11 protein-coding genes are annotated in these 21,381 nt (G+C 64.5%); 5 read left to right on the top strand and 6 right to left on the bottom strand.

Annotation, left to right across the window (positions count from 1 at the left end; translation table 11 throughout):
- The first annotated feature begins 91 nt into the window (after nt 1-91).
- Nucleotides 92-1,606 (top strand): pre-peptidase C-terminal domain-containing protein, encoded by a 1,515-nt coding sequence (locus BLR66_RS04485; RefSeq protein ID WP_093280403.1) that lies wholly within the window; start codon nt 92-94, stop codon nt 1,604-1,606.
- 99 nt (nt 1,607-1,705) lie between these two features.
- Here BLR66_RS04485 and BLR66_RS04480 read toward each other — a convergent pair whose 3' ends face one another.
- On the bottom strand, nt 1,706-4,771 hold the full coding sequence (locus BLR66_RS04480; protein ID WP_176943756.1) for a trypsin-like peptidase domain-containing protein: 3,066 nt from the start codon (nt 4,769-4,771) through the stop codon (nt 1,706-1,708).
- Between the two features lie 572 nt (nt 4,772-5,343).
- On the opposite strand from BLR66_RS04480, the gene BLR66_RS04475 reads away from it, so the two are divergent.
- A complete protein-coding gene (locus BLR66_RS04475; RefSeq protein ID WP_143014545.1) occupies nt 5,344-8,688 on the top strand; it encodes an autotransporter family protein in 3,345 nt (1,114 codons plus the stop codon).
- Between the two features lie 105 nt (nt 8,689-8,793).
- Here the strand turns inward: BLR66_RS04475 and BLR66_RS04470 are convergent, their stop codons facing one another.
- The 3 genes from BLR66_RS04470 to BLR66_RS04460 form a co-directional block, all read right to left on the bottom strand.
- Nucleotides 8,794-10,278 carry a DUF1501 domain-containing protein gene (locus BLR66_RS04470; RefSeq protein WP_093280400.1) on the bottom strand — a complete coding sequence of 495 codons (1,485 nt, stop codon included), beginning with the start codon at nt 10,276-10,278 and terminating at the stop codon, nt 8,794-8,796.
- Between the two features lie 10 nt (nt 10,279-10,288).
- Entirely contained in the window at nt 10,289-12,172 is a 1,884-nt protein-coding gene (locus BLR66_RS04465; RefSeq protein WP_176943755.1) for a DUF1800 domain-containing protein, read from the bottom strand.
- Nucleotides 12,173-12,284: 112 nt separating this feature from the next.
- Nucleotides 12,285-13,682 (bottom strand): GntP family permease, encoded by a 1,398-nt coding sequence (locus BLR66_RS04460; RefSeq protein ID WP_093280398.1) that lies wholly within the window; start codon nt 13,680-13,682, stop codon nt 12,285-12,287.
- Nucleotides 13,683-13,872: 190 nt separating this feature from the next.
- Between BLR66_RS04460 and BLR66_RS04455 the strand changes: the two genes are divergently transcribed.
- The 3 genes from BLR66_RS04455 to BLR66_RS04445 all read left to right on the top strand — a co-directional run bounded on the left by BLR66_RS04455 (nt 13,873) and on the right by BLR66_RS04445 (nt 20,183).
- Nucleotides 13,873-16,083 carry a TonB-dependent receptor gene (locus tag BLR66_RS04455; RefSeq protein ID WP_093280397.1) on the top strand — a complete coding sequence of 737 codons (2,211 nt, stop codon included), beginning with the start codon at nt 13,873-13,875 and terminating at the stop codon, nt 16,081-16,083.
- 123 nt (nt 16,084-16,206) lie between these two features.
- On the top strand, nt 16,207-19,542 hold the full coding sequence (locus BLR66_RS04450) for a hybrid sensor histidine kinase/response regulator (protein ID WP_093280396.1): 3,336 nt from the start codon (nt 16,207-16,209) through the stop codon (nt 19,540-19,542).
- Nucleotides 19,543-19,694: 152 nt separating this feature from the next.
- Nucleotides 19,695-20,183 (top strand): NUDIX hydrolase, encoded by a 489-nt coding sequence (locus BLR66_RS04445; protein WP_093280395.1) that lies wholly within the window; start codon nt 19,695-19,697, stop codon nt 20,181-20,183.
- A 33-nt stretch (nt 20,184-20,216) separates the two neighbouring features.
- On the opposite strand, the gene BLR66_RS04440 is transcribed toward BLR66_RS04445, so the two are convergent.
- Nucleotides 20,217-20,666 carry a GNAT family N-acetyltransferase gene (locus BLR66_RS04440; RefSeq protein WP_093280394.1) on the bottom strand — a complete coding sequence of 150 codons (450 nt, stop codon included), beginning with the start codon at nt 20,664-20,666 and terminating at the stop codon, nt 20,217-20,219.
- A gap of 1 nt (nt 20,667) precedes the next feature.
- Nucleotides 20,668-21,333, bottom strand: a complete 666-nt coding sequence (locus BLR66_RS04435; protein ID WP_093280393.1) for a response regulator — start codon at nt 21,331-21,333, stop codon at nt 20,668-20,670.
- Nucleotides 21,334-21,381: the final 48 nt, after the last annotated feature.

Here is a 21,381-nt window from a genome sequence, read left to right as displayed (position 1 = left end):
AGTCCGCGATACGGCTCCTTCGTACCATTCACTGGCGTTGCGATCTCGCAGCGGGGGATAGACCGTGGTGTTCGAATCTAATGGAGGGGTTATGGACTTTAGGAAGAAAATAGCGCTGTGCGGGATCTTTGGCTTTGCGTTGCTGGCATGCGCAGGCGTCGTTCAAGCGGGTGCATTGGGTGCTCCGTTCATCGTCAATGGCAGTACGCCGGTCGACACTAAAGTGCCGCTCGACGTCACCGCGGGGAGCGGGGGCGATCAAGCCATCCTTTTCCAAGACGCAACGTTGGGAGGGCGCTACGTACGGCGCTACGACAGTAATGGCGTGGCGTTGACCAGTGTCGAGACGGCGCTGGGCCCGTATGGCGAAGCGGTTGCGGTGGACCGGGTGGGAAACCACGTGGTGGTGGAAACCGTGCCGGGACAGCCGGGCATATACGCCAGAATATTCAACAGGGCCGGTACTGCGCTCGTAAACCAGTTCCGTCTTGACACCAATGTCGGTGGTCAACAGAGCAGCCCGGTGGTCGCGATGAACGGCGACGGCGTTTTCGCGGTGATATGGACGAGCTATTACTCGTCCACTTCTACCCAATACGCGCAGGCCAGACTATTCAACCTCAACGGCACGGCGCGTAGCGCAATGCTGAACGTGGCGTCCGCCACCAATACCTTCATCGCCCCTACTGGAATATCGGTCGATGGAACCGGAAATATCGCTATCGTCTGGCAGCAGCGGGATTTCTCCACGCCGATCGGAATGAGTGTGTGGTTGCGCCGCTATAACAGCGTAGGCAGTGCACTGTCGTCGGCGACCCAGATGAACGTGGGCACCGATCAGGCTTTGTATCCGCATGTGAGTACCAACACGGAAGGGGCCCTGGTGACGACCTGGTCGAAATACTCGGCCGCAACCGACAGCCGCGTGATCATGGCCCAGCGTTATACGGCGGCAGGTGCAGCATTGGGCGGGAATTTCGTCGTCAGCAGTACGATGGGCAACGGGCAGTACCAAGACGTCGGCATGATGGACGACGGCAGTTTCGCTGTGGCGTGGGACAACGATAATCGTTACCACGTGCCCGCGGCGATACCGACCATCTATGGCCGCCAGTACGACAGTTCCGGAAACCCGGTAGCGCCCGAGTTCCTGATAAGCGATGGCGTCGCCTCCTCGTTCTTCTCTGTTGTCGGCATGGATCTGGCGGGCAACTTCACCGCATCCTGGCGTCAGTACGACCCTGCTACCGCGAAAATGAACGTCTACGCCCGGCGTTACCGTATGGATACCCTGCCGCCGATAACGGTATTGGCGAACCAGGTTCCACAGGGAAATTTCTCCGGTGCCGCGGGTTCGTTCCAGTATTTCAAGTTCACCATTCCCGCCGGCACCGCCAGCTTCAATCTGACCATGGCGGGCGCGGGTAATGCGGACCTTCTCCTGCGCTATGGTGCATTGCCCACAGCTAGCATCTTCGATGTCAGCCCTGGACTCAGCACCAGCAACGAGTCTCTGCAGATCGGCTCGCCGCCTGCGGGAGATTTCTATGTCGCGGTGTGGGGGAGTGCGGCTTATTCCAATGTCAGCCTGCTTGTTTCCTACTGATTAACAGAGACACCATGCCTGCGGAACTTCCGTTCCGCAGGCTTTTTCGTCAATCTTATTTTTCATGCCCCAGCTCCGCTCTGGCGTCGTTGTGACAACCTAGCAACCGCAGCCCTTATCGTCCTTGTGGCCGTCCGGCGGCTTGCGCTCCTTGCGGCGTTTGCCTTTCGGCTTCTTGCACGGCCGCTCGCAATCCGAATCCTCCAGATCCACCTCGATGCACACGCTCTTGACCTGCACGCGCTTGACGTTGGGGTCATGCAATCCCAGGCAATCCAGCAAATCGCCGGCCGCGTCGTTGCAGTCGGGGCGACAGTCGCTTGGCGGATATCCGCCCGGCACCACCGGCACCGGCGGCCGATCGGGTTGCTGCACGACCACGCCGGGCGTGGCGTTGTCCGGGTCCCACACCACCACGACGGTGTAGCTGCCATCGCCGGCATCCTTTACCGGACCGACCACTTCTACACCGGGAAGCGGCGTGACAGTGAAACAGTCGCCACGTCCTGGCCCCAGCGGATTGTCGTAGCGATCGTGCGGCACCAGCACCAGCGTGCCGCGCTGGCCGCCGTCGATGTCGGTGACATCCACCAGAGTGACATCCGTGTTGTCCGGGTCTATGCCCGGTTGTACATGGACGGCCCAATGGATTTCGCGCGTGGCACGGCAACCCTGCCCGTAGCGGGCCAGCGCACGGAAGCTGTAGGTGCCCTCGGCCCGGGTGAAGTCCTTCAACGGATGGTTGAATACTCCGTCGGCTTCCATCGCGCCGTCGTCGTGGGCGCCATCATCGAACATCGGCAGGTGCACGGTGGTAGTGCCGACGGGCAGTGCGCCACCGTTGCTGCTGGCGATGCTCTTGAGCGTGGCATGGAAACCATCCACCACATCGCCCGAAGTGATGGGCGGACGCAGGCCGGCTTCGCTGGTCAGCCGCCCCAGCGCGATGGTCGGAGCATCGACGATCAACTCCACTTCGGCATCCGCGGGCACCGTGCCGTTGGGATAGTGCAGGCCCACGCGCGGATGGATGACGTCGCCGGTGTAGATATGGCGTGGCGAACCCAGGTAACTCAACTTGGGACCGCCAATGGCCGTAACCAGGTAGAAGTAGCGAACATCCGAAGGGAACTGCTGCGTTGCGGCTGCCGCAGCGGCGGCGCGCTTGGACAGGCCGATCACAATCGGCGGAACGCGATCGACGATCAGCTTCCATGCTCCGTCGCGCTCGCCTTCGTACGGCAGCGGGATCTTCCAGAATACCCAACTGCGCCCGCGCACTTCGCGCGCACGCTTGCCGGCTGCTACCAGTTTTCCGGAAGGCGTGTAGACGCGCGCGCGCAACGGCGCCTGCAGATCGTCCCAGCCCAGCACCACGGTGATGTGTTCTTCGCCGCAGACCTGGAATACGTGCGGCTGCGACTCCGACTGGTTCTTGCCCAGCACATGCTCGGGATCGGTTAGCGCGCCATTCTCGAAGATGTTGCCGAAGCTCAGGCCGAAGAACTTGCGCAAACCCAGGCCATCCAGTGCGCGGGTGAAGTGGCCGCCATGCTGGTGCGCGACGCGATTGAGCAAGGGGCCGTCGATGTCCGCATCGGAACCGAAACCGATCACGTTCAACTTGGTAGAGCCCAGGAATCCTTCCACCTCCTCGACCATCGGCGCAGTGTTCTGCAAACCATCCGTTAGCAGCAGCATGGCTTTCGTGTTGCCGGATCCCGAACCGAAACCCAGCTGCCCAATGCCGATGCCGGCGCCAATACTGGTCGCACCACCCGGAGCGATAGCGCCTATCTGGCCGCTGGTGAAAGGCGCCGGACCGACCAGCAGCGGCTTCACCGTCGCCGCCAATCCCATCGGCCGGTCCAGGCCCGCGGCGGAACTGAAGGTCACCATGCCCAGGCGATCGCCCGCGCCTTCGCGCACCAGCTGCACGAACAACGAAGCTGCGTCCTGCGCTTCCTCCAGCTTGCTGCGGCCGATAGGCGGAGCGCTGCCGGCCATGCTGCCGGAACGGTCGAACACGATCATGACGTCCAATGGCACTGCTGGAACCGGCGGGTTGTTCAAACCGGACTTGACGTTGGCCAGTGGCGCATACGTCACCGTGCAGGCGTTGCCGACCGGACCGACACTGAGCGGGCCGCCGACCAGACGCCCACTGCTGTCGAACAACGACGAGCCAGAACTGCCGCCGCAATAATCGAATCCGACGATGTTCGTGCCGCCGCCATGCACGCCTTCCTGGGTTTTCTTCACCGCGCCGGTCGGGTGGTGCATGGTGAACACGGTTTCGCCCGACATCAGCCCGGCGTCGCGCATTTCCAGCGGCGCCGGCAATTCGCCAGGCGCGGCGTCCAGACGCACCACAACCCAGTCGCTGCTGCTTGGCGGGTTGGAACCATTGGCGGCTGAACCTGCAGCGACTTCTTCGACGACTTTGAAGAAGCGCGGATTGTGGCCTGCAGGTCGGCTGCCGTCGCAATTGGTCTCGTAGTCGAAAGTGACCGAAGCGCTGCGTACGTCGCGGCCGGCCGCATCGACCAGGCAGTGGCGCGCGGTCAAGAACAGATCGCCCGCAATCAGGGTGCCGCTGCAGCTGCTGACGTGTCCGCCGTGGCCGGCGGCATCGAAATCGTGCGCTTCCACGATGATGCCGGTCGCGGCCCGCACCTTGTCGCGCACCGCATCGGGCACGGTCGGCAACGAACAGCGCGCATTGCGCCACTCGAAGGTGGGGTGGCATTTCAATCGCGTTTCGTAGATCGGCTCCTGGTACGGATTGCTGTTCAAGAACGGATCTGGATTGGATCGGCTGCCGGTCGAAGTGCCAGGCGGGTTGGCGGTTTCGGTGGGTTCGCCGCTGCCGAATTCGAGCAGACGCGCGCTGCCGGTGCCGCCGACGATACGCATGGTGATCGGCGTGTTGATCGCATTGACCGGACGCGACCAGAATTCGTTGCCGGAAGCGGAAGTGAACACATCGGTGTCGTAGCCCAGCGCCACCTCCAGACGCGCGCCGCCATTGAGTACCACCGAATCGAAGTGCAGGAATACGAATCGCGGCGTGCCCAGCGGGCCGGGGCCGGGAGTCAGGTCGAGTCCGCTGCTGTGGGTGAAAGTACGTCCGTCGGCGACGACGCGCCCGAGTGCATGAGTCATGCGAAGATCCTCCGCGCATGTTGAGGGGAAGGGCGCGTGCCATGCGCATCCCGCACGCCGCGCGCCCCGCATGCCTGCACTGCGGATCTCCCCCTCCCAACCAGCGTCCATCACAGGCTTAACTTCAATCAACGCGGTGCCGCAGACGTATCGGCCAACGCATGCGGCGGCAATGTCGTGGATAAGCCGGAAAGGCAGAGGCAAAAGACCAGCGCAGCGCTCGTCGCAGGGAGAATGGGCGCGGTGGATCGAGAATCGCTTGATCGATTCGAAGTCGCGGAACCGCCGATCAGTGCGACCCGCATTCCATGCGAATGGTGATCCGAACACCGCATGGCGTATTCAAGAAAATCAACGCCGAGTGAAATTAGCGCAGATACGCTGCGAAATCGGACTTGTCGCCGACATTGCCACTTGTGCTTGAATAATTTCTGGTTTACTTAGGTTAAGTAAGGGATGCGGCTCGGCAAAGTTGGCCGAGGTATCCAAGTTGTCGTCGTTGCAGTGCGAGACGCGTAGCTGGATGCCCGCCGCGCCTGGTGGGTTCGTTCATCGAACTTGGGGACGCCACCATGGCCACTTCGAAGCCACACCGTTTGTCTTCCTGCATCGCTCTGGCGTTGCATTGCGCGCGCGCCGGCATCATCGGCGGCCTGGGATGCGCGGCCGCGTTTTCCGCATACGCGGGCTGCGATTCGACGGCGCCGGTGTCGGGGCAGACGGTCACCTGCGACGCCAACGTTCCCAATCCACAAACCACCGGCGTGCAGGCGGTGGCGGGCAGCACCGGCGTCACGGTCAACATCGTCGATGGCGCGACTTTGCAGATCGCAGCAGGTCCCGGCGTGCAGGTGCGCGACCAGAGCCAGGTGAACAACGACGGCAGCATTAACCTAAGCGCCGCCGATACCTTCGATGCCATCTTCGCCGAAGGCAGCGGCAATACCGTCGTCAATACCGGTGCCATCGCCACCGCCGGCGGCGCGTCGGACGGCATCCAGAGCAACGGCAGCAATAACACACTCACCAATGGTGTTGGCGGCAGCATCGTCACCACGGGTGCGAATGCAAACGGCATGCTGTCGCTCAACGGCAGTGGCAACGCGCTGGCCAACAACGGCACGATCACCGTCAGCGGCGCTGGCTCGTCAGGCATCCGCATCGATGGTGCCGCCGGCGGCACGAACACGGTCGTCAACGATGGTTCGATCGCCAGCCAGGCAGGGATCGGCGTGCTGTTCAATGGAAGCGCGGGCAGCACCCTGATCAATCGCGGCACCATCAGCGGCGCTACTGGCGGGGTTACCTCGGGCACGGGCAACGATCGCCTTGAAATGCTCGGCGGTTCCATCAGCGGGGCGGTGGCGCAAGGCGCTGGCGACGATACGCTGATCATCAGCGCTGGCCAGTTGAGCGCGGTGAACCAGGGCGATGGCGCGGACCGGTTCGAGATCAGCGGGACCGGATCGGTCACCGGCACAGTGCAGCAGGGCAGCGGCATCGATACATTCCTGATGAGCGGCGGTCAGCTCGGAGCTCTGCTGCAAGGCGACAACCTGGACACCTTCACCATGAGCGGCGGCCGCATCGTCGGCGCATTCGAAGACGGCGACCGCGCGACCATGACCGGCGGCCGCATCGGCCGGGTGGACATGAAGCTGGACGACAATGTCTTCGATATGTCCGGCGGCACCATCGACGGCAATCTGGTCACCGGTTTCGGCAACGACACCATCCGGCTGTCCAACGGTTATATCGGCGGCAACATCAGCGTCAGCGGCGGCAACGACAGCATCACCGTCACCGGCGGCACGGTGCGCGGCGAAGTGCGTGTCAGCGCAGGCGACGATACGTTCGAATGGGCGGGCGGCGGCGTCATCTATGGTGCGATCGACCTGGGCGAAGGCACCGATACGGCCACGCTGCGCAACTTGAACCAATCCCATCTGGGCGCGACGCCCTCGCTCAGTGGCGGCAACGGCGTGGACAGCCTGTCCTTCGCCAACGTCACCAGCGGCGGCGTGGCGCGATTCGGCAACTGGGAAACCATCAACGCAGGCAACGATACCGAACTGACCTTCGACGGTAATCTGGTGCTGGGCGATGCGGCCAGCGGCACCGGCGTGCTGAACGTCGATGCCAGCAGCACGCTGTTCGCCGGTAATGGGGCCAGTGCTTCCCTCATGGCTTTCGGCGCCGGACAACTGGCCACCGTCAACAACGCCGGCCGCATTGACCTGACCAATGGCGCGGCCAGCGCAACGGATACTTTCACCATCGTGGGCAATTACGTCGGCAACAACGCGGCGTTGTTTCTGCAGACGCAACTGGGCGACGACAGTTCTCCCTCCGACAGACTGGTGATTTCCGGCGGCGTCGCCAGCGGCACTACCGGGTTGGAGATCATCAACCTCAACGGCAGCGGCGGCTCGACGCTGCTCGACGGCATCATGGTGATCCAAGCCATCAACGGCGCCAGTTCCAGCAACAGCGCTTTCGCGCTGATGGGGCCGGTGGCGGCGGGCGCTTTCGAGTATTTCCTTTTCAAGGGAGGCGTCTCCGGCGGCACCTCCGAAAACTGGTACCTGCGTTCGACCCTGGTGGCACCGCCGGCATCGCCGCCACCGACGCCCGCACCGGCTCCCGATCCCCTTGAACCGACACCTCCCCCGGTGCCGCCCACGCCGCCGGAACCGCCCGCACCGCCGCCGCCGACATTGCCGCCTCCGCCTCCACCGGAGGTGCCGGACAATCCGGATCCCGAGGTGCCGCCCGCGCCGCCGCCGGCTCCACCCACGGCGCCACCGCCGGCCGAACCACCGGCGCCGCCACCGCCGCTTCCGCCAGTACCGGAGGATCCCGCACCGCTGCCCACGCCAAGTCCCGAGCCGCCACCGGTGCTACCGACTCCACCCACACCCGGCGCCACTCCCGCGACCGGAACGGTCATTCCGCTATACCGGGTGGAAACGCCGACCTACGCCGTGGTGCCGCCCATCGTCCATCAACTGGGGCTGGCCACGCTGGGCACTTTCCACGAACGCCAAGGCGAGCAGGCGCTGTTGGATAGCGAAGGAGCGCTGCGTTCGGCCTGGGGTCGCGTGATCGGCCAGAACACCGAGCAGAGTTGGACGGGCACGGTGGCGCCGACGTTCGATGGAAGCTTGTGGGGCGTGCAGGCCGGCGTGGAGCTGTTCGCCCGCGAAGGCGACGACGGGCGGCGCGATCACTTCGGCCTGTTCGTAGGCCGTACGCGTGCCGATGGCGACGTGCGCGGTTTCGCCTTGGGTTGGAACAATCTGACAGTGGGCCAGACCCGTCTCGACGATACCCACCTGGGCCTGTCCTGGACGCGCATCGGCACCAGCGGCGCGTATCTGGATGCGGTGATCGTGGCCAGCCGTTACGACGGCGAGGCGACTTCGTCGCGCGGCATCGGCATCGATCTGGAGGGCGATGGGGTGACGGTTTCGCTGGAGGTGGGCTATCCGACCCGCTGGGGCGAAGATTCGCGCTGGTCGCTGGAGCCGCAGGCGCAACTGGTCTGGCAGCACGTGTCGTTGGACCGGCAGCAGGACGACTTCGCCAGCGTGGATTTCGATTCCGACGACGCGCTGACCGGACGCATCGGCCTGCGCTTGTCGGCCGACTACAGCACTTCGGCCGGTCTGCTGCAGCCTTACCTGAAACTCAACTACCTGCGCGGTTTCAGCGGCGAGGATCGCCTGCATTTCAACACCGATATCGTCGAGACGGACCAGCAGTTCGATGCGGTGGAACTGGGCGCCGGCCTGGTGGTGCAATTCAACGCCAATATCAGCGCATACGTAGTGTTGGACTACACCACCGATGCGGACGATGCAGACAGGGAACGCAAGACCGTCGAAGGCAATGTGGGGTTGCGTATCACCTGGTGATAGCGGAGAAGAGCGGGTACTGCCCTGCATTGTTGGCAGGGCGGCTCCGTAATGCGGGCTTTCGGAGTGTGCGTACGTCGGGGGCGTAGCCCCGACCTACGGTCGCTATCGCTCGCGACGGGTCAGTGTGCGGTCCACCGGTCCGCGCTGCTGCCACTCCGGTGTGGGCGCTCGCGACGACTGCGGATTCGCGGCCGTCTGCGTGGCGACGCTGGCGGCCGCGGGAGGAACGGAAGCCAGCGTCGCCGCCTCATCGATCTTGGGGGTCAGGTCTGTACCTTGCACGATGCCCAAAGGCGAATAGCCGGTGTAGCCCGGGAATATCGTGCTGAGGTTGGGATTGGCCATGCGCCGGATCATGATTTCGGAAACCACGCGGCGGTAGTCGGTGGTCACCGGTACGTCGCCGAAGGTGGGGGAGAGGATTTCCGGGTTGAGGCCGGGCCAGGTGCCGTAGAACCTGCGACCGTTCACCGCGCCGCCCAGCACCAGCATCGGATTGCCGTAGCCGTGATCTGTGCCGCCGTTGGCGTTGGCGCGCACGCGGCGACCGAACTCCGATTGCACGATCACCGTGACCCGCGACATCTGCCCGGTGGCGTTGAGCTCGCTGTAGAACGCGGCGAGCGCGGCGGACAGTTCGTTGATCTTGTTCTGATAGTAGTTGTAGCCGCTACCCGCCGTGCCCTGGCCCTCGTGCGTGTCCCAACCGCCCAGATCCAGAGTGGCGTAGCGCAGGCCCAGGTTGAAGCGGATGCTCTGGGCGATGGTCCACAACTGCTCGGCGAACCCGCCGGTAGGCCAGCCGGCGGGCAGCGAAGCGAAGGACTGCTGGCCGATGGTCTTCAGCGCCAGATCCGCGCGGCGGCCGTTGATCTCCATGCCGGTCTGGCCGGTCCACAGATCGGCCAGGGTCTCGTTCATGCCGCGGAATCCCGCCGGCGAATCGGAGCGTATCTTCTGCCAGGCGTAGGCACCGGCATTGAGCTGGAAATCCGACGGATTGCTCATGGTCAGCGAATCGGTGGCGCCCATCAGCCCCGCCGGTTGCGTGCCGGAAACGCCCAGCGCGGGCATGATGGCCGCCGGCGTGTTGGCGGCGCGGGTCTGCCAGGCGCGCGTCATCCAGCCGCTGGGAGAACCGTACTTGCCCGGCGTACCCAGGTCGATGTACAGCTGCGCGTCGAAGTGGCTGCGGGTGACCGTGGTGGCCATGCCGCAGGCGTGCACGATGGCCATCCTGCCGTCGTTCCACAGATCGCGCAGGCCGGTGGCCGAAGGGTGCAAACCGAATCCGGTGCCCGCGCCGGTGCTCAAGGTCAGCGGCAACGCGCCATACGTGCCGGTGGCGTCTATCTTCAGGCTGGGCCGCGCTTCTTCGTAGAAGGTGCGGTCCACGCCATCGACCGGAACCACCAGGTTCAAACCATCCATGCCGCCGCGCAGGAACAGGTGCACCACCGTGTCGTATTCGTTGGCCGCGGCGAATGCTTCGTCGGCGTACATCAGCGAACCGCCTACGCCGCTGATCACGGCGGCGCTGCAACAGCCCTTGAAGAATTCCCGGCGGGTGAGGGTGTAGTCGCTCATGGGAGTGTCCTCAGCGGCTCAGGAATTCGGGGGTAAGCAGGATCAGCGACACCATGCTGCGCAGGCGTTGCTGGTTGTAGTGTTTCTTCAGATCGCTGGCCGCCCAGGTATCGGTGTCGGCGATCACGTCGCTGGCCGGATTGCCGTTCTGGGCCATGAAGTTGACCAGCACCTGCCGCCGCGCTGCGGGAAGCGCGTAGCCCAGGATCCGGACCGACCAGAAATCGACAAGGTTGTTGGCCGTCCAGGTAGCGACGTTGGAGCGGGTCGTGGCCAGAATGGGGCTGAGCGGTACGCTGGCATCGCTGGCTTCGGTCAGCCAGTTGATCAACTTCCAGGTCATCGCATAGGAATTGGAACCCGACCACGCCACCGCGGTATCCGGGTAGCCGTTGGGTGCTGGCCAGTTGTAGGCGACATTGCCGGTGAAGCCGGCGCGCCACATGAATTCGTCGCTCTTGCCGTGGTCCAGCCGCAGCGTCCAGTCCTGTCCGAGCGCGCGCATCGCCGCGACCGTGGCCTCGAACGGACGCCGGTTCTTCTGCCCCCAGCTGTTGATCATGTCGTCCGAGGTCAGGATGTGCCGCAGGGTGATTTCGATCTGCTTGGGGTTCTGCCAATTGGCGCGGAAGATCGCCGCAGCGCTGTCGATCAGTTTTTGCGAGGGCGTGTCGTTGATGAAACGCCGGATCAGCTTCTTGCAGATGAACTTGGCCACGCGCGGGTGGCTGGCCAGGCGATTCAACACGTCCTGTCCGTCCTTGAGCGCGGGTTGCTCGGGGTAGACCATCATGCCGAGCAGGAATTTGGGACCCGCATCGTGCCAGGACTGGCGGTACACGAAGGTGCCGTCGTTCTCGGTGGGGAACTGCCAGTGCCCGTTCTTGGCCGACCAGCCGGTGAATGCTGCCGAGGTCTCGTACACGTCGATGTCGGTGTAGCCGATGGGGTAGGCCGGATCTTCCGGACACGGCGGCACCTGGAACGGATCCATGAAGCCCAGATAGTTCTCCGCGCCCAGCGTGTGCAGTTCCAGCAGCTCGCGCGCGTAGTTCTCGTTGGGGCCAGAACGCGAGTTGTTGAGGTTGTCCAGGAAGTACAGCATCGACGTGCTCTTGGCCACCGCTTCCAGCATGGTGCGGAAATTGCCGGTGGCGTTGGCGCGGATCACATCGCGGTCGTAGTGCGCGAACACCGGCCCGACGCTGAAATCGGTACCCATCACGTTGAAGTGCGCATGCCAGAAATTGACCACCATCTCGCGCAGCTGCCGACGCGAATAGGTAGCGCGCACATAAGAGGCGCGCTGCACCTCCCAGGCCGGACGCATGCGCACGTCGTAGACCGGGTCGGCCTTGACGTGGTCGTTCCACAACTGTTCCAGGCTCTTGCCCAGCGTGGTGTAGCCGGCGGCTGTCAGCCGCTGGTCCACCGCCGCATCGCTGATGTTGCCCCAATCCAGCTGCCAGTCCACCCAGTTGGCCAGGCGCTGCGCATCGGTGCTGCCCAGCGCGTTGAATTCGGCGATGGTGGTGGGCGTGGCGCCATAGCTCATGTTGTTGAGCGCGCGCACCGCGAACGGCGCCTTGGCCAGTGTCATCAGCATGGGCGCCGACCAGCCGGCCATCGTGCGGCCGCCGGGCTGTCCGGTTTCGGATGCCGTGGAAGCCGGGGTTTCCGCGGGCAGCGATTTGTCCGCCACCGGCACGCGTTGACCGCGATAGCCGTACAGGCTGGCATGCCTGGCCTTGACCTGCGCGAGCTGCCGCGCAGTCGGGCTGGCGTTGCGCGCCAGACGCGATACGGGTTCGGCGGGTTCGCCGATCGCAGTGCGAATGTACGGATTCGCGCTTGCGCGCGCGCCGCCGCGCAAAACAGAAACTCGTTTGGCCATCCCCATTCCCCGGTACTTTCAAGTCACCGTCAGAGTATCAAGGCAGCCGGCGCTTACGACTGGGACGCAGCGCACAGGCCCGGAACACAGCGGGAATGCCGGGAAAACAGCCTCAGACCAGGCCCGTGGCGTAGTACAGGCCGATGACGAAGAACACCGCCAGGGTCTTGATCAGGGTGATGGCGAAGATGTCCTTGTAGGACTGCCGATGTGTCAGTCCGGTGACGGCGAGCAGGGTGATCACCGCACCGTTGTGGGGCAGGGTGTCCATGCCGCCCGAGGCCATGGACGCCACCCGGTGCAGTACGTCCATCGGTATGCCGGCGGCGTTGGCGTTGGCGATGAAACTGTCGGCCATGGCGGCCAGCGCAATGCTCATGCCACCCGAGGCCGAACCGGTGATGCCGGCCAGCGCGGTGACCGAAACCGCTTCGTTCACCAGCGGATTGGGAATGGCCTTCAGCATATCGGCCACGACCAGGAACCCGGGCAGCGCGGCGATGACAGCGCCGAAGCCATACTCGGAAGCCGTATTCATGGAAGCCAGCAACGCGCCGCCGATGGCCGATTTGGTGCCTTCTGCGAAACTGGCCATCACCGGTTTCCAGGCGAATGCGATGACCGCCACTATCCCCACCAGCAGCGCGCCCTGTACCGCCCAGATCGCCGCGACCTTGGCCACTTCCTGCACCACCGGCGCCGGGTTGCCGATCACCGCGGGAACGAAAGACTGGCTCTGGCCGTAGAAGCCCGGGATCAGCTTGGTGAAGGCGAAATTGGCCACGCCCACCAGTACCAGCGGCAGGATCGCGATCAGCGGATGGGCGAGTTTGTCGCCGCGGAAGGCTTCCGGTTCGTTGCGCAGCTCGCCGCCGTAGCCTTCGCCCGCCCGCAGCGCCACGCGGCGACGCCATTCCAGATAGCTCATGCCCAGAATCAGGATGAATACCCCGCCCAGCGTGCCCAGCACGGGCGCGGCCCAGCCGGTCGTGCCGAAAAACGAAGTGGGGATGATGTTCTGGATCTGCGGCGTGCCCGGCAGCGCATCCATGGTGAAGGTGAACGCGCCGAGCGCGATCGTGCCCGGTACCAGCCGCTTGGGGATGTCGCTCTGGCGGAAGAGTTCGGCCGCGAAGGGATACACCGCGAATACCACCACGAACAACGACACTCCGCCGTAGGTCAGCAGCGCGCACACCAGCACGATGGACAGCATGGCGCGCTGCGCGCCGACGACCTTGATGGTCGCCGCGACTATCGATTTGGAGAAGCCGGAGATTTCGATCAATTTTCCGAACACCGCTCCCAGCAGGAACACGGGAAAATACAGCTTCAGGAAGCCCACCATCTTGTCCATGAACAAGCCGGTGAACATCGGCGCGACCAGCGCAGGATCGGTCAGCAGCACCGCGCCCAGCGCGGCCACGGGCGCGAACAGGATCACGCTGTAGCCGCGGTAGGCCACGAACATCAGGAAACACAACGCGGCCAGCACGATCAGGAACGACATCCCCACTCCTCGAAAGCATGCCGGCACCCCGGCGCATGCCGGGTCGGCAAGTGGACGCGAGTATCCGCAGCTATGCCTTTCCTCCCCACTGTACGAAGGTACAAGTGTTGCGCCGCCGCCCAAGTCTCTAGCCTTGCCTGCGAATCGGCCGTATCGGCCCGCCACGTCGTACCCGGGAGAGGGGAATCACATGAAGCGTAAACATCTGAGTCTGGCCATCGGCTGCATCTTGCTGGCGCCAGCGGCATGGGCGCAGGAAGCGGCGCCGGCTGCCGAAGCCGCCAGCGAGGCCACCACGCTGGACAAGATCACGGTAACGGCGCGCAAGCGCGAAGAGACCCTGCAGGATGTGCCGGTAGCGGTCACCGCCTTTACTCCAGAAACGCTGGACAAGTTGAATATCCAGGACATCGGCGATCTGGACGCGCAGGTGCCCAACCTGACGATTTATGCCGCGCGTGGGTCCAGCAGCACGGCGACCGCGTATATCCGCGGCGTCGGCCAGGCCGATCCGCTGTGGGGCGTGGATCCGGGTGTGGGCATCTACCTGGACGATGTGTATATAGCGCGTCCGCAGGGCGCACTGCTGGACGTGTTCGACGTGGGCCGCATCGAAGTCCTGCGCGGACCGCAGGGCACGCTGTACGGCAAGAACACCATCGGCGGTGCGATCAAATACATTTCGCGCGGACTGCCGCAGGAGACTACGGGCTTCGCCCAGATCACCGTGGGCAACTACAACCAGCTCGACGCCAAAGCCGCCCTCGGCGGCTCCATCGGCGGCCCGGACAGCGGCCTGCGCGGCCGTGTGTCGGTGGCCAGCATGAACCGCGACGGCTTCGGCGAGAACCTTTACACCGGACAGGAGGTCAGCGACAAGGAAATCAACGCGGCACGTTTCCAATTGGGTGCCTACGTGGACGACGATCTGGACATCCAGTTCGCGTTCGACTGGATGGACGACCAGTCCGGCGTACGCGGCGCGAAGATGCTGGCGCCCAACCGCTTCAATGCCCTCCTGTTTCCCGCTTACGGGACTTTCCCGCCCATGGACGACCGCTACGACATCCGCAGCGGTATGAAGAACATCAACGACACTGTGATGAAAGGCGCATCGGCCACCGTCAATTGGCGGCCGAACGAGAACTGGGCTTTCAAGTACGTGATCGCCAAGCGTGAGTCCGACACCGAGACGAATATCGATTTCGATACCACGCCCGCGCCGATCGCCGACGTCAAGGCGTTCTACAGCGATAGCCAGGTCAGCAACGAACTGCAGGTCAACTACGACGCCGGTGGCCGCGCGCGCGGGGTAACGGGCATCTACGCTTTCGACGGCGATGCCGGCGGGCAGGTGCTGAACAACTTCTTCAACCTGAGTTTCGGCGACACCCAGGGCGTGGTGAACACCAAGAGTTTCGCGGTATACACCGATTGGACCTTCGACCTCACCGCCAAGCTGAAACTGGATGTGGGCGCGCGCTACACCGACGAAGACAAGCACGCCGTCGCCCTTAACCGCGGCTACACCAACGCTACTTTCACCGTCCCCAACGGCGTAGTGGCGGCCAATTTCGACAAGACCGTCAACTTCAAGAACGTCTCTCCGAAGATCTCGCTGGACTACCAGATCACGCCGGACATCATGCTCTACGGCCTGGCCTCGCGCGGCTTCAAATCCGGCGGCTACAACATCCGCGCCAACACCACCGCGGTGCCGCGTTCGGGCGAGCCGTTCGACGACGAGAGCGTCGACAGCTTCGAAGTGGGCAGCAAGATGAGTTTCTTCGACCAGCGCCTGTTCCTGAACGTGGCTGCCTTCCACAATATCTACGAAGACATCCAGCTGTCGGTGTTCACCCAGTTCATCGACCAGAACGGCAACCCGCAGTTCTTCGGCGATTTCACCAATGCCGGCAAGGGTACGGTCAACGGCGCGGAAATCGAGTACCAGTGGTTGCCCAGCCAGCACTGGCTGATCAGCGGCAATCTGGCCTGGCTGGACGCCAAGTACGACGAGTTCATCACTGGCGGCGTCAACGTAGCCGATAGCCAGCGTTTCACCAATGCGCCCGAGTTTTCGGGAGCGATCAATGTCGAATACCGTACCGATCTGGCCAATGGCGGCAATCTATCCGCGCGCGTGGGTTATTCCTACCAGTCCGAAGTATGGCCGACCACCGACCTGAGTCCGGCGATCAAGCAGGACGGTTATGGTCTGGTGAGCGCTGGCGTGATCTGGAAGGTCAACGATACGTGGTCCTTCTCATTGCAGGGAAGCAATCTGGCCGACGAGGAATACCGCACCACCGGCTATAACCTGAATACGGCACTGGGCGTGTTGACCGGTTTCTACGGCCCGCCGCGCCAGTATTCGCTGACCGCCCGCTACGATTTCTGATCGGCGCTACGGGTTGGGGAAGGGAACGCAACGGCGGGCGAAAGCCCGCCGTTGCTGCGTTATGCTGGTTCGCGTAGTCAGGCCGAATCGGGGAATGGAATTGCGTTTCGAGCGGACCCACGCATGCTGAGCTTCTGGGTGGTGGCGCTGGCCAGCCTGGCCTGGCTGGGCCTGATGTTTGGTACAGCGCTGTATGGCGAACGGCATCCCGCGTTGTTCGCGCGCCACTGGCGGCACGTGTACTCGCTGTCGCTGGCGGTGCATTGCACTTCATGGACGTTCTACGGCACGGTGACGCAAGCGGCGCGCTACGGCTGGCCGCTGCCGCCGACATTCCTGGGCGCGATCCTGTTCTACGCGCTGGCCGTGGCCTTCATGATCCGTCTGGTGAAGCTGGCGCGCGAGTCCAACGCCACTTCGCTGGCCGACCTCATCGCCACGCGCCTGGGCAAGGACGCATGGTTGGCGGCCACGGTGACCCTGGTCGCGGCGCTGGGCCTAATTCCCTACATAGCGTTGCAGCTCAAGGCCATCGCCATGAGTTTCGCCACCTTGACCGTGGATGCGGGCGACGCCGCAGCGGTGGCGCCGATATGGCGCGACAGCGCGCTGTACGTCGCGTTGGCCATGGCCCTGTTCGCGATGCTGTTCGGTACGCGCCGCGCCAGCGCCGCCGAACATAACCGCGGCCTGGTGCTGGCGATGGCGTTCGAGTCGCTGTTCAAGCTGGTGGCGATGCTGGCGCTGGGCGCCTTCGTGTGGTTCGGGTTGAAGGCGATGCCCGCCGCTGCGTCGCAGATCGTCCCATCGGAACCTGTCGGCGGTTTCGCGCCGCTGGTGTTGCTGGGCGCGCTGGCGATGTTCATCCTTCCGCATCAGTTCCATGTGGGGGTGGTGGAGTGCCGCGATGACCGCGATGTGCGCACCGCGCGCTGGCAGTTCCCCCTGTATCTGATCCTGATCGCGTTGCCGGCCTTGCCGCTGGCGCGCGCCGGCACCGCCTTGCTGGGCGACAGCGTGCCTTCGGACATGTATGCGCTGGCGCTGCCGTTTTCGCAGGGGCACGAAGGAGTGGCGCTGTTCGCGTTCCTGGGCGGATTGAGCGCGGCCACCGGCATGGTCGTGGTCAGCACGCTGACGCTGAGTCTGATGATCGGCAACCACTGGTTCGCGCCCGGACTGTTGCGCGGCGCGTGGTCGCGCGACAAAGGCGGCGACCGTCGCGGCGATCTGTTGCTGCTGCGCCGCGGCGGCATTCTGGTGATCATGTTGCTGGCCTGGGCCTACAGCCGTTTCAACAGCGGCAACGATGCGCTGGCCGACATCGGTGCGGTTTCGTTCTCTGCACTGGGCACGCTGGCGCCGGCGCTGGGATTCGCGGTGTGGCGCCCGCAAACGCCGCCGCGCGCGGCCATCATCGGCATCGTCGCCGGTTTCTCGGTATGGGCGTGGGTGATGTTGATGCCGATGGTGGCGGCATCGTTGGGCGATGAACCGGCGTGGATGCGGTCCGGGCCGTTCGGGCAGGCCTGGCTTTCGCCGCAAGGATTGTTCGGGCTGACCGGATGGAGTCCGCTGGGCCGCGCGGTCGGCGTCAGCTTGTTCGCTGGCATCGCCGCCACGCTGCTTGCGACCGCCTGGCGGCGGGAGACGCCGCATCACTCCGGCCGCAATCTGGACCGGCAGGCGCTGCGCGATGCGGGGTTGCGATTCCTGGCGCGCGAACGGGTCGAGCAACTGCTGCAAGACGCGCCTGCGCAGGGCCCGGTGCCCGCATCGACCGAATCGCGGATGGAGCGCGAACTCTCCGCAGTGCTCGGCTCGGCGTCCGCGCGCCTGCTGCTGAATGCGGCGCGGCGCGAAAGCGGGGAACTGGATGCGGTGGCCGCCATCGTCGGCGAAGTCTCCCAGGATCTGCGCTTCAACCAGCAGGTGCTGGAGGCGGCGTTGCAGAACATGAGCCAGGGCATCAGCGTGGTCGACCGGGAGCAGCGGCTGGTGGCGTGGAATCGTCGCTACGTCGAGTTGTTCGGTTTCCCGGAAGAACTGCTGCAGGTGGGCCGGCCCATCGCCGACCTGACCCGCTGGGCCTTGCAGCGCATGCCGCATCGCGGCTCGGACGAGGGCGCATTGCAACGGCGCATCGCTTTCATGCGCGCCGGCACCGCGCATCTGACCGAACGCGTGTTCCCGGATGGAAGTATCGTGGAGATCCGCGGCAATCCGATGCCCGGCGGCGGTTTCGTCGCCACCTATACCGATGTCACCGCCTCGCGCCAGGCCGAGCGCAACCTGAAGCAGGCCAACGAAACCCTGGAACAGCGCGTCATCGACCGCACCGCCTTGCTGGAAACCGCCAAGCGCGAGGCCGAGCACGCCAACGATGCCAAAAGCCGCTTCCTTACCGCCATCGGCCACGACCTGTTGCAGCCCTTGCATGCCGCGCACCTGTTCACCGACGCGCTTTCGCAACAGCTGCCCGAGAGCAGCCAGCGCGAATCGGTGCAGCAGATCCGCGGAGCGTTGGATTCCACCACCGATCTGCTGACCGGATTGTTGGACATGTCGCGGCTGGAAGCCGGCGGGCTGGTGCCGGAACCGCGCGATTTTCCCTTGGCCGAAGTGCTGGAGCCGCTGGTTTCGGAGTTCCGTGCGCTGGCTGGCGAGCGCGGATTGTCTTTCTCGTACGTGCCCACGCGCATGTGGGTTCACACCGATCCGCAACTGTTGCGCCGCATTCTGCAGAATTTCCTGGCCAATGCGATCCGCTATACGCAGACAGGCGGAATCCTGTTCGGCGTGCGCCGGGTTGCAGGCGATGTGCGCATCGAAGTGCACGACAGCGGTCCGGGTATCGAACTGGCCGACCAGCAGGTGATCTTCGAGGAGTTCCGGCGCGGCGACGACGCGAGCGGGCAGGGACTCGGGCTGGGGCTTTCCATCGCCGACCGCATCGCGCACCTGTTGAAGGCTCCGCTTTCATTACGCAGCCGCTTCGGGCACGGGTCGGTGTTCGCCGTGACGCTGGCTCGAGTGCAGCCTTCGCGCGCGGATGCTTCCACGACTTTCGCAAAACAAGGACTGACGGGCCGCCACGTGCTGGCGCTGGACAACGACGCCGCGTCCCTGGAGGCATTGCGACGGGTGCTGGCGGGCTGGGGTTGCCACGTGCTGCTGGCGAGGGACGGCGACGAAGCGATGCAGCGTTCGGCCGAAGCGGAAGTGGATCTGTGGCTGTTCGACTTCCACCTTGACCAGGGCGATACCGGCGTGGCGGTGACCCAGCGTCTGGCGCAGCGTTTCGGAGCGCGGCCGTGCTTGATTCTGAGTGCGGACCTGACCGAAACCGTGCGTGCCGCCGTGCACGAAGCCGGTCTGCTGCTGCTGGCCAAACCGGTGCGTCCTTTGGCGCTGAAATCCGTCCTGGACCGCATGATCGCCAGCAGCGCTGTCGCGTAGGGCGGGCACTGCCTGCCGGCTCTTGCATCGCGGTAGAGGAAATGCTGTTTCGCGACTCACGTCGCTCCTACGTGCGGCGGTGAGCCGGAGGGCAATGCCCGCCCTACATGACATCGTTTTACAATGCGCCTCTTTCGCAATGCGCCGTCTCCATGCCCTATACCCCCATCGTCGCCACTCTGGGCTATGTGCTGTCGCCCGATCGCTCCAAGGTGCTGCTGATCCACCGCAATGCGCGGCCCGACGACCAGCATCTGGGCAAATACAACGGCCTGGGCGGCAAGATCGAGCGCGATGAGGATGTCGTGGCCGGCATGCGCCGCGAGATTCACGAGGAGGCCGGCATCGACTGCGATGCGCTGTCGTTGCGCGGCACCATCAGTTGGCCCGGTTTCGGCAAGAACGGGGAAGACTGGCTGGGTTTTCTGTTCGTGATCACCGAGTATTCCGGCACGCCCCATGCCGACAATGCGGAAGGCACGCTGGAATGGGTGCCGGTGGCCGACATCATGCAATTGCCGCTCTGGGACGGCGACCGGCATTTCCTGCCGCTGGTGTTCGACGACGATCCGCGCGGTTTCCACGGCGTGATGCCGTACCGCGATGGAAAGATGGTGTCGTGGGCTTTTTCGCGGCTGTGACGTAGGTCGGGGCTACGCCCCCGACACCGCGACTCACTCCAAAGTCTTGAAGTAAACGTGCTGACTCTTGCGGCGCACAAAGCCGATCCCTTCGTAGAACGGATGCGATTCGGTCCGCACGGTATTGGAACGCACCGTCACCGCATCCAGACCGTGTTGCCTTACCCAGTTTTCCGCCGCCGACACCAGTCTCCTGCCGGTACCCGAGCGCCGCGCATCGGCATCCACCACCAGGCCGACTATTTCCGCCTTGCGCCCGGTTTCCAGGCTGGTGCGCAGTTCCACCCCTATCCAGCCCAGCAGCTTGTGGCCGTCTTCGACGACAAACACCTGGCGGTCGCCGGCCGAAAGCACCACGCCCAGCCGCGCGGTCATGTCTTCGAGCGAAGTCGGGTAGCCCAGTTCGGCGCAAAGACGCGTGATCTCCGCCGCATCGGCCATACCGGCGGGGCGCAGGGAGGGACGGGGGTTGATGGCGGTCATTTCAGCCTTCCATCTGCCGCGCCGGATCGCTGAGCTCCAGCTCCCGCAAGACTACGCCGGCCTGGGTGCGGTTGCGTACGCCCATGCGGTCGAAGATCGCGGTCAGGTGCGCCTTCACCGTGCGCTCCTGCACGTCCAGGCGGTCGGCGATCTGCTTGTTCAACAGGCCTTCGGCCACCAGGGTCAGTACGCGGAACTGCTGCGGCGAAAGACTGGCCAGGCGCGCGGCCAGCTCGGTGTCGTGTTGCGAGGATTGCGAACGCGCGACGGTCGCGCGCAGCGAGGACGGCAGCCATTGCTCGCAGGCCAGCACGCTGCGGATCGCATCGCGCAGTTCGTCCAGTCCGGCGCTTTTGGGAAGATAGCCGGCGGCGCCATGGTCCAGCGCACGCCGCACCACGCGCGGATCGTCGTTGGCGGAGACCACCACTACCGCCACTTCCGGGTATTGCGCGCGGATCGCCGCCAGCCCGGCCAGCCCGTGGTTGCCGGGCATGTGCAGGTCGAGCAGCACCAGGTCGATGTCGGGATTGGCCTCCAGCGCAACCAGCACTCCGTCCAGCGTCTCGGCCTCCAGTACCGAAAGCTGCGCCACCGCATCGGCGGCGGCGCCGCGCAGCGCCGCGCGGAACAGCGGGTGGTCGTCGGCGATCAGCAGCTTGGGCATGTGGGCGGGATGTTCCGGGGCGACGCGCACGGCGCGGGTGGGGTGGTC

The organism is Pseudoxanthomonas sp. CF125 (assembly GCF_900104085.1).
GTDB lineage: Bacteria > Pseudomonadota > Gammaproteobacteria > Xanthomonadales > Xanthomonadaceae > Pseudoxanthomonas_A.
This window is presented reverse-complemented; position numbering and strand designations above follow the sequence as displayed.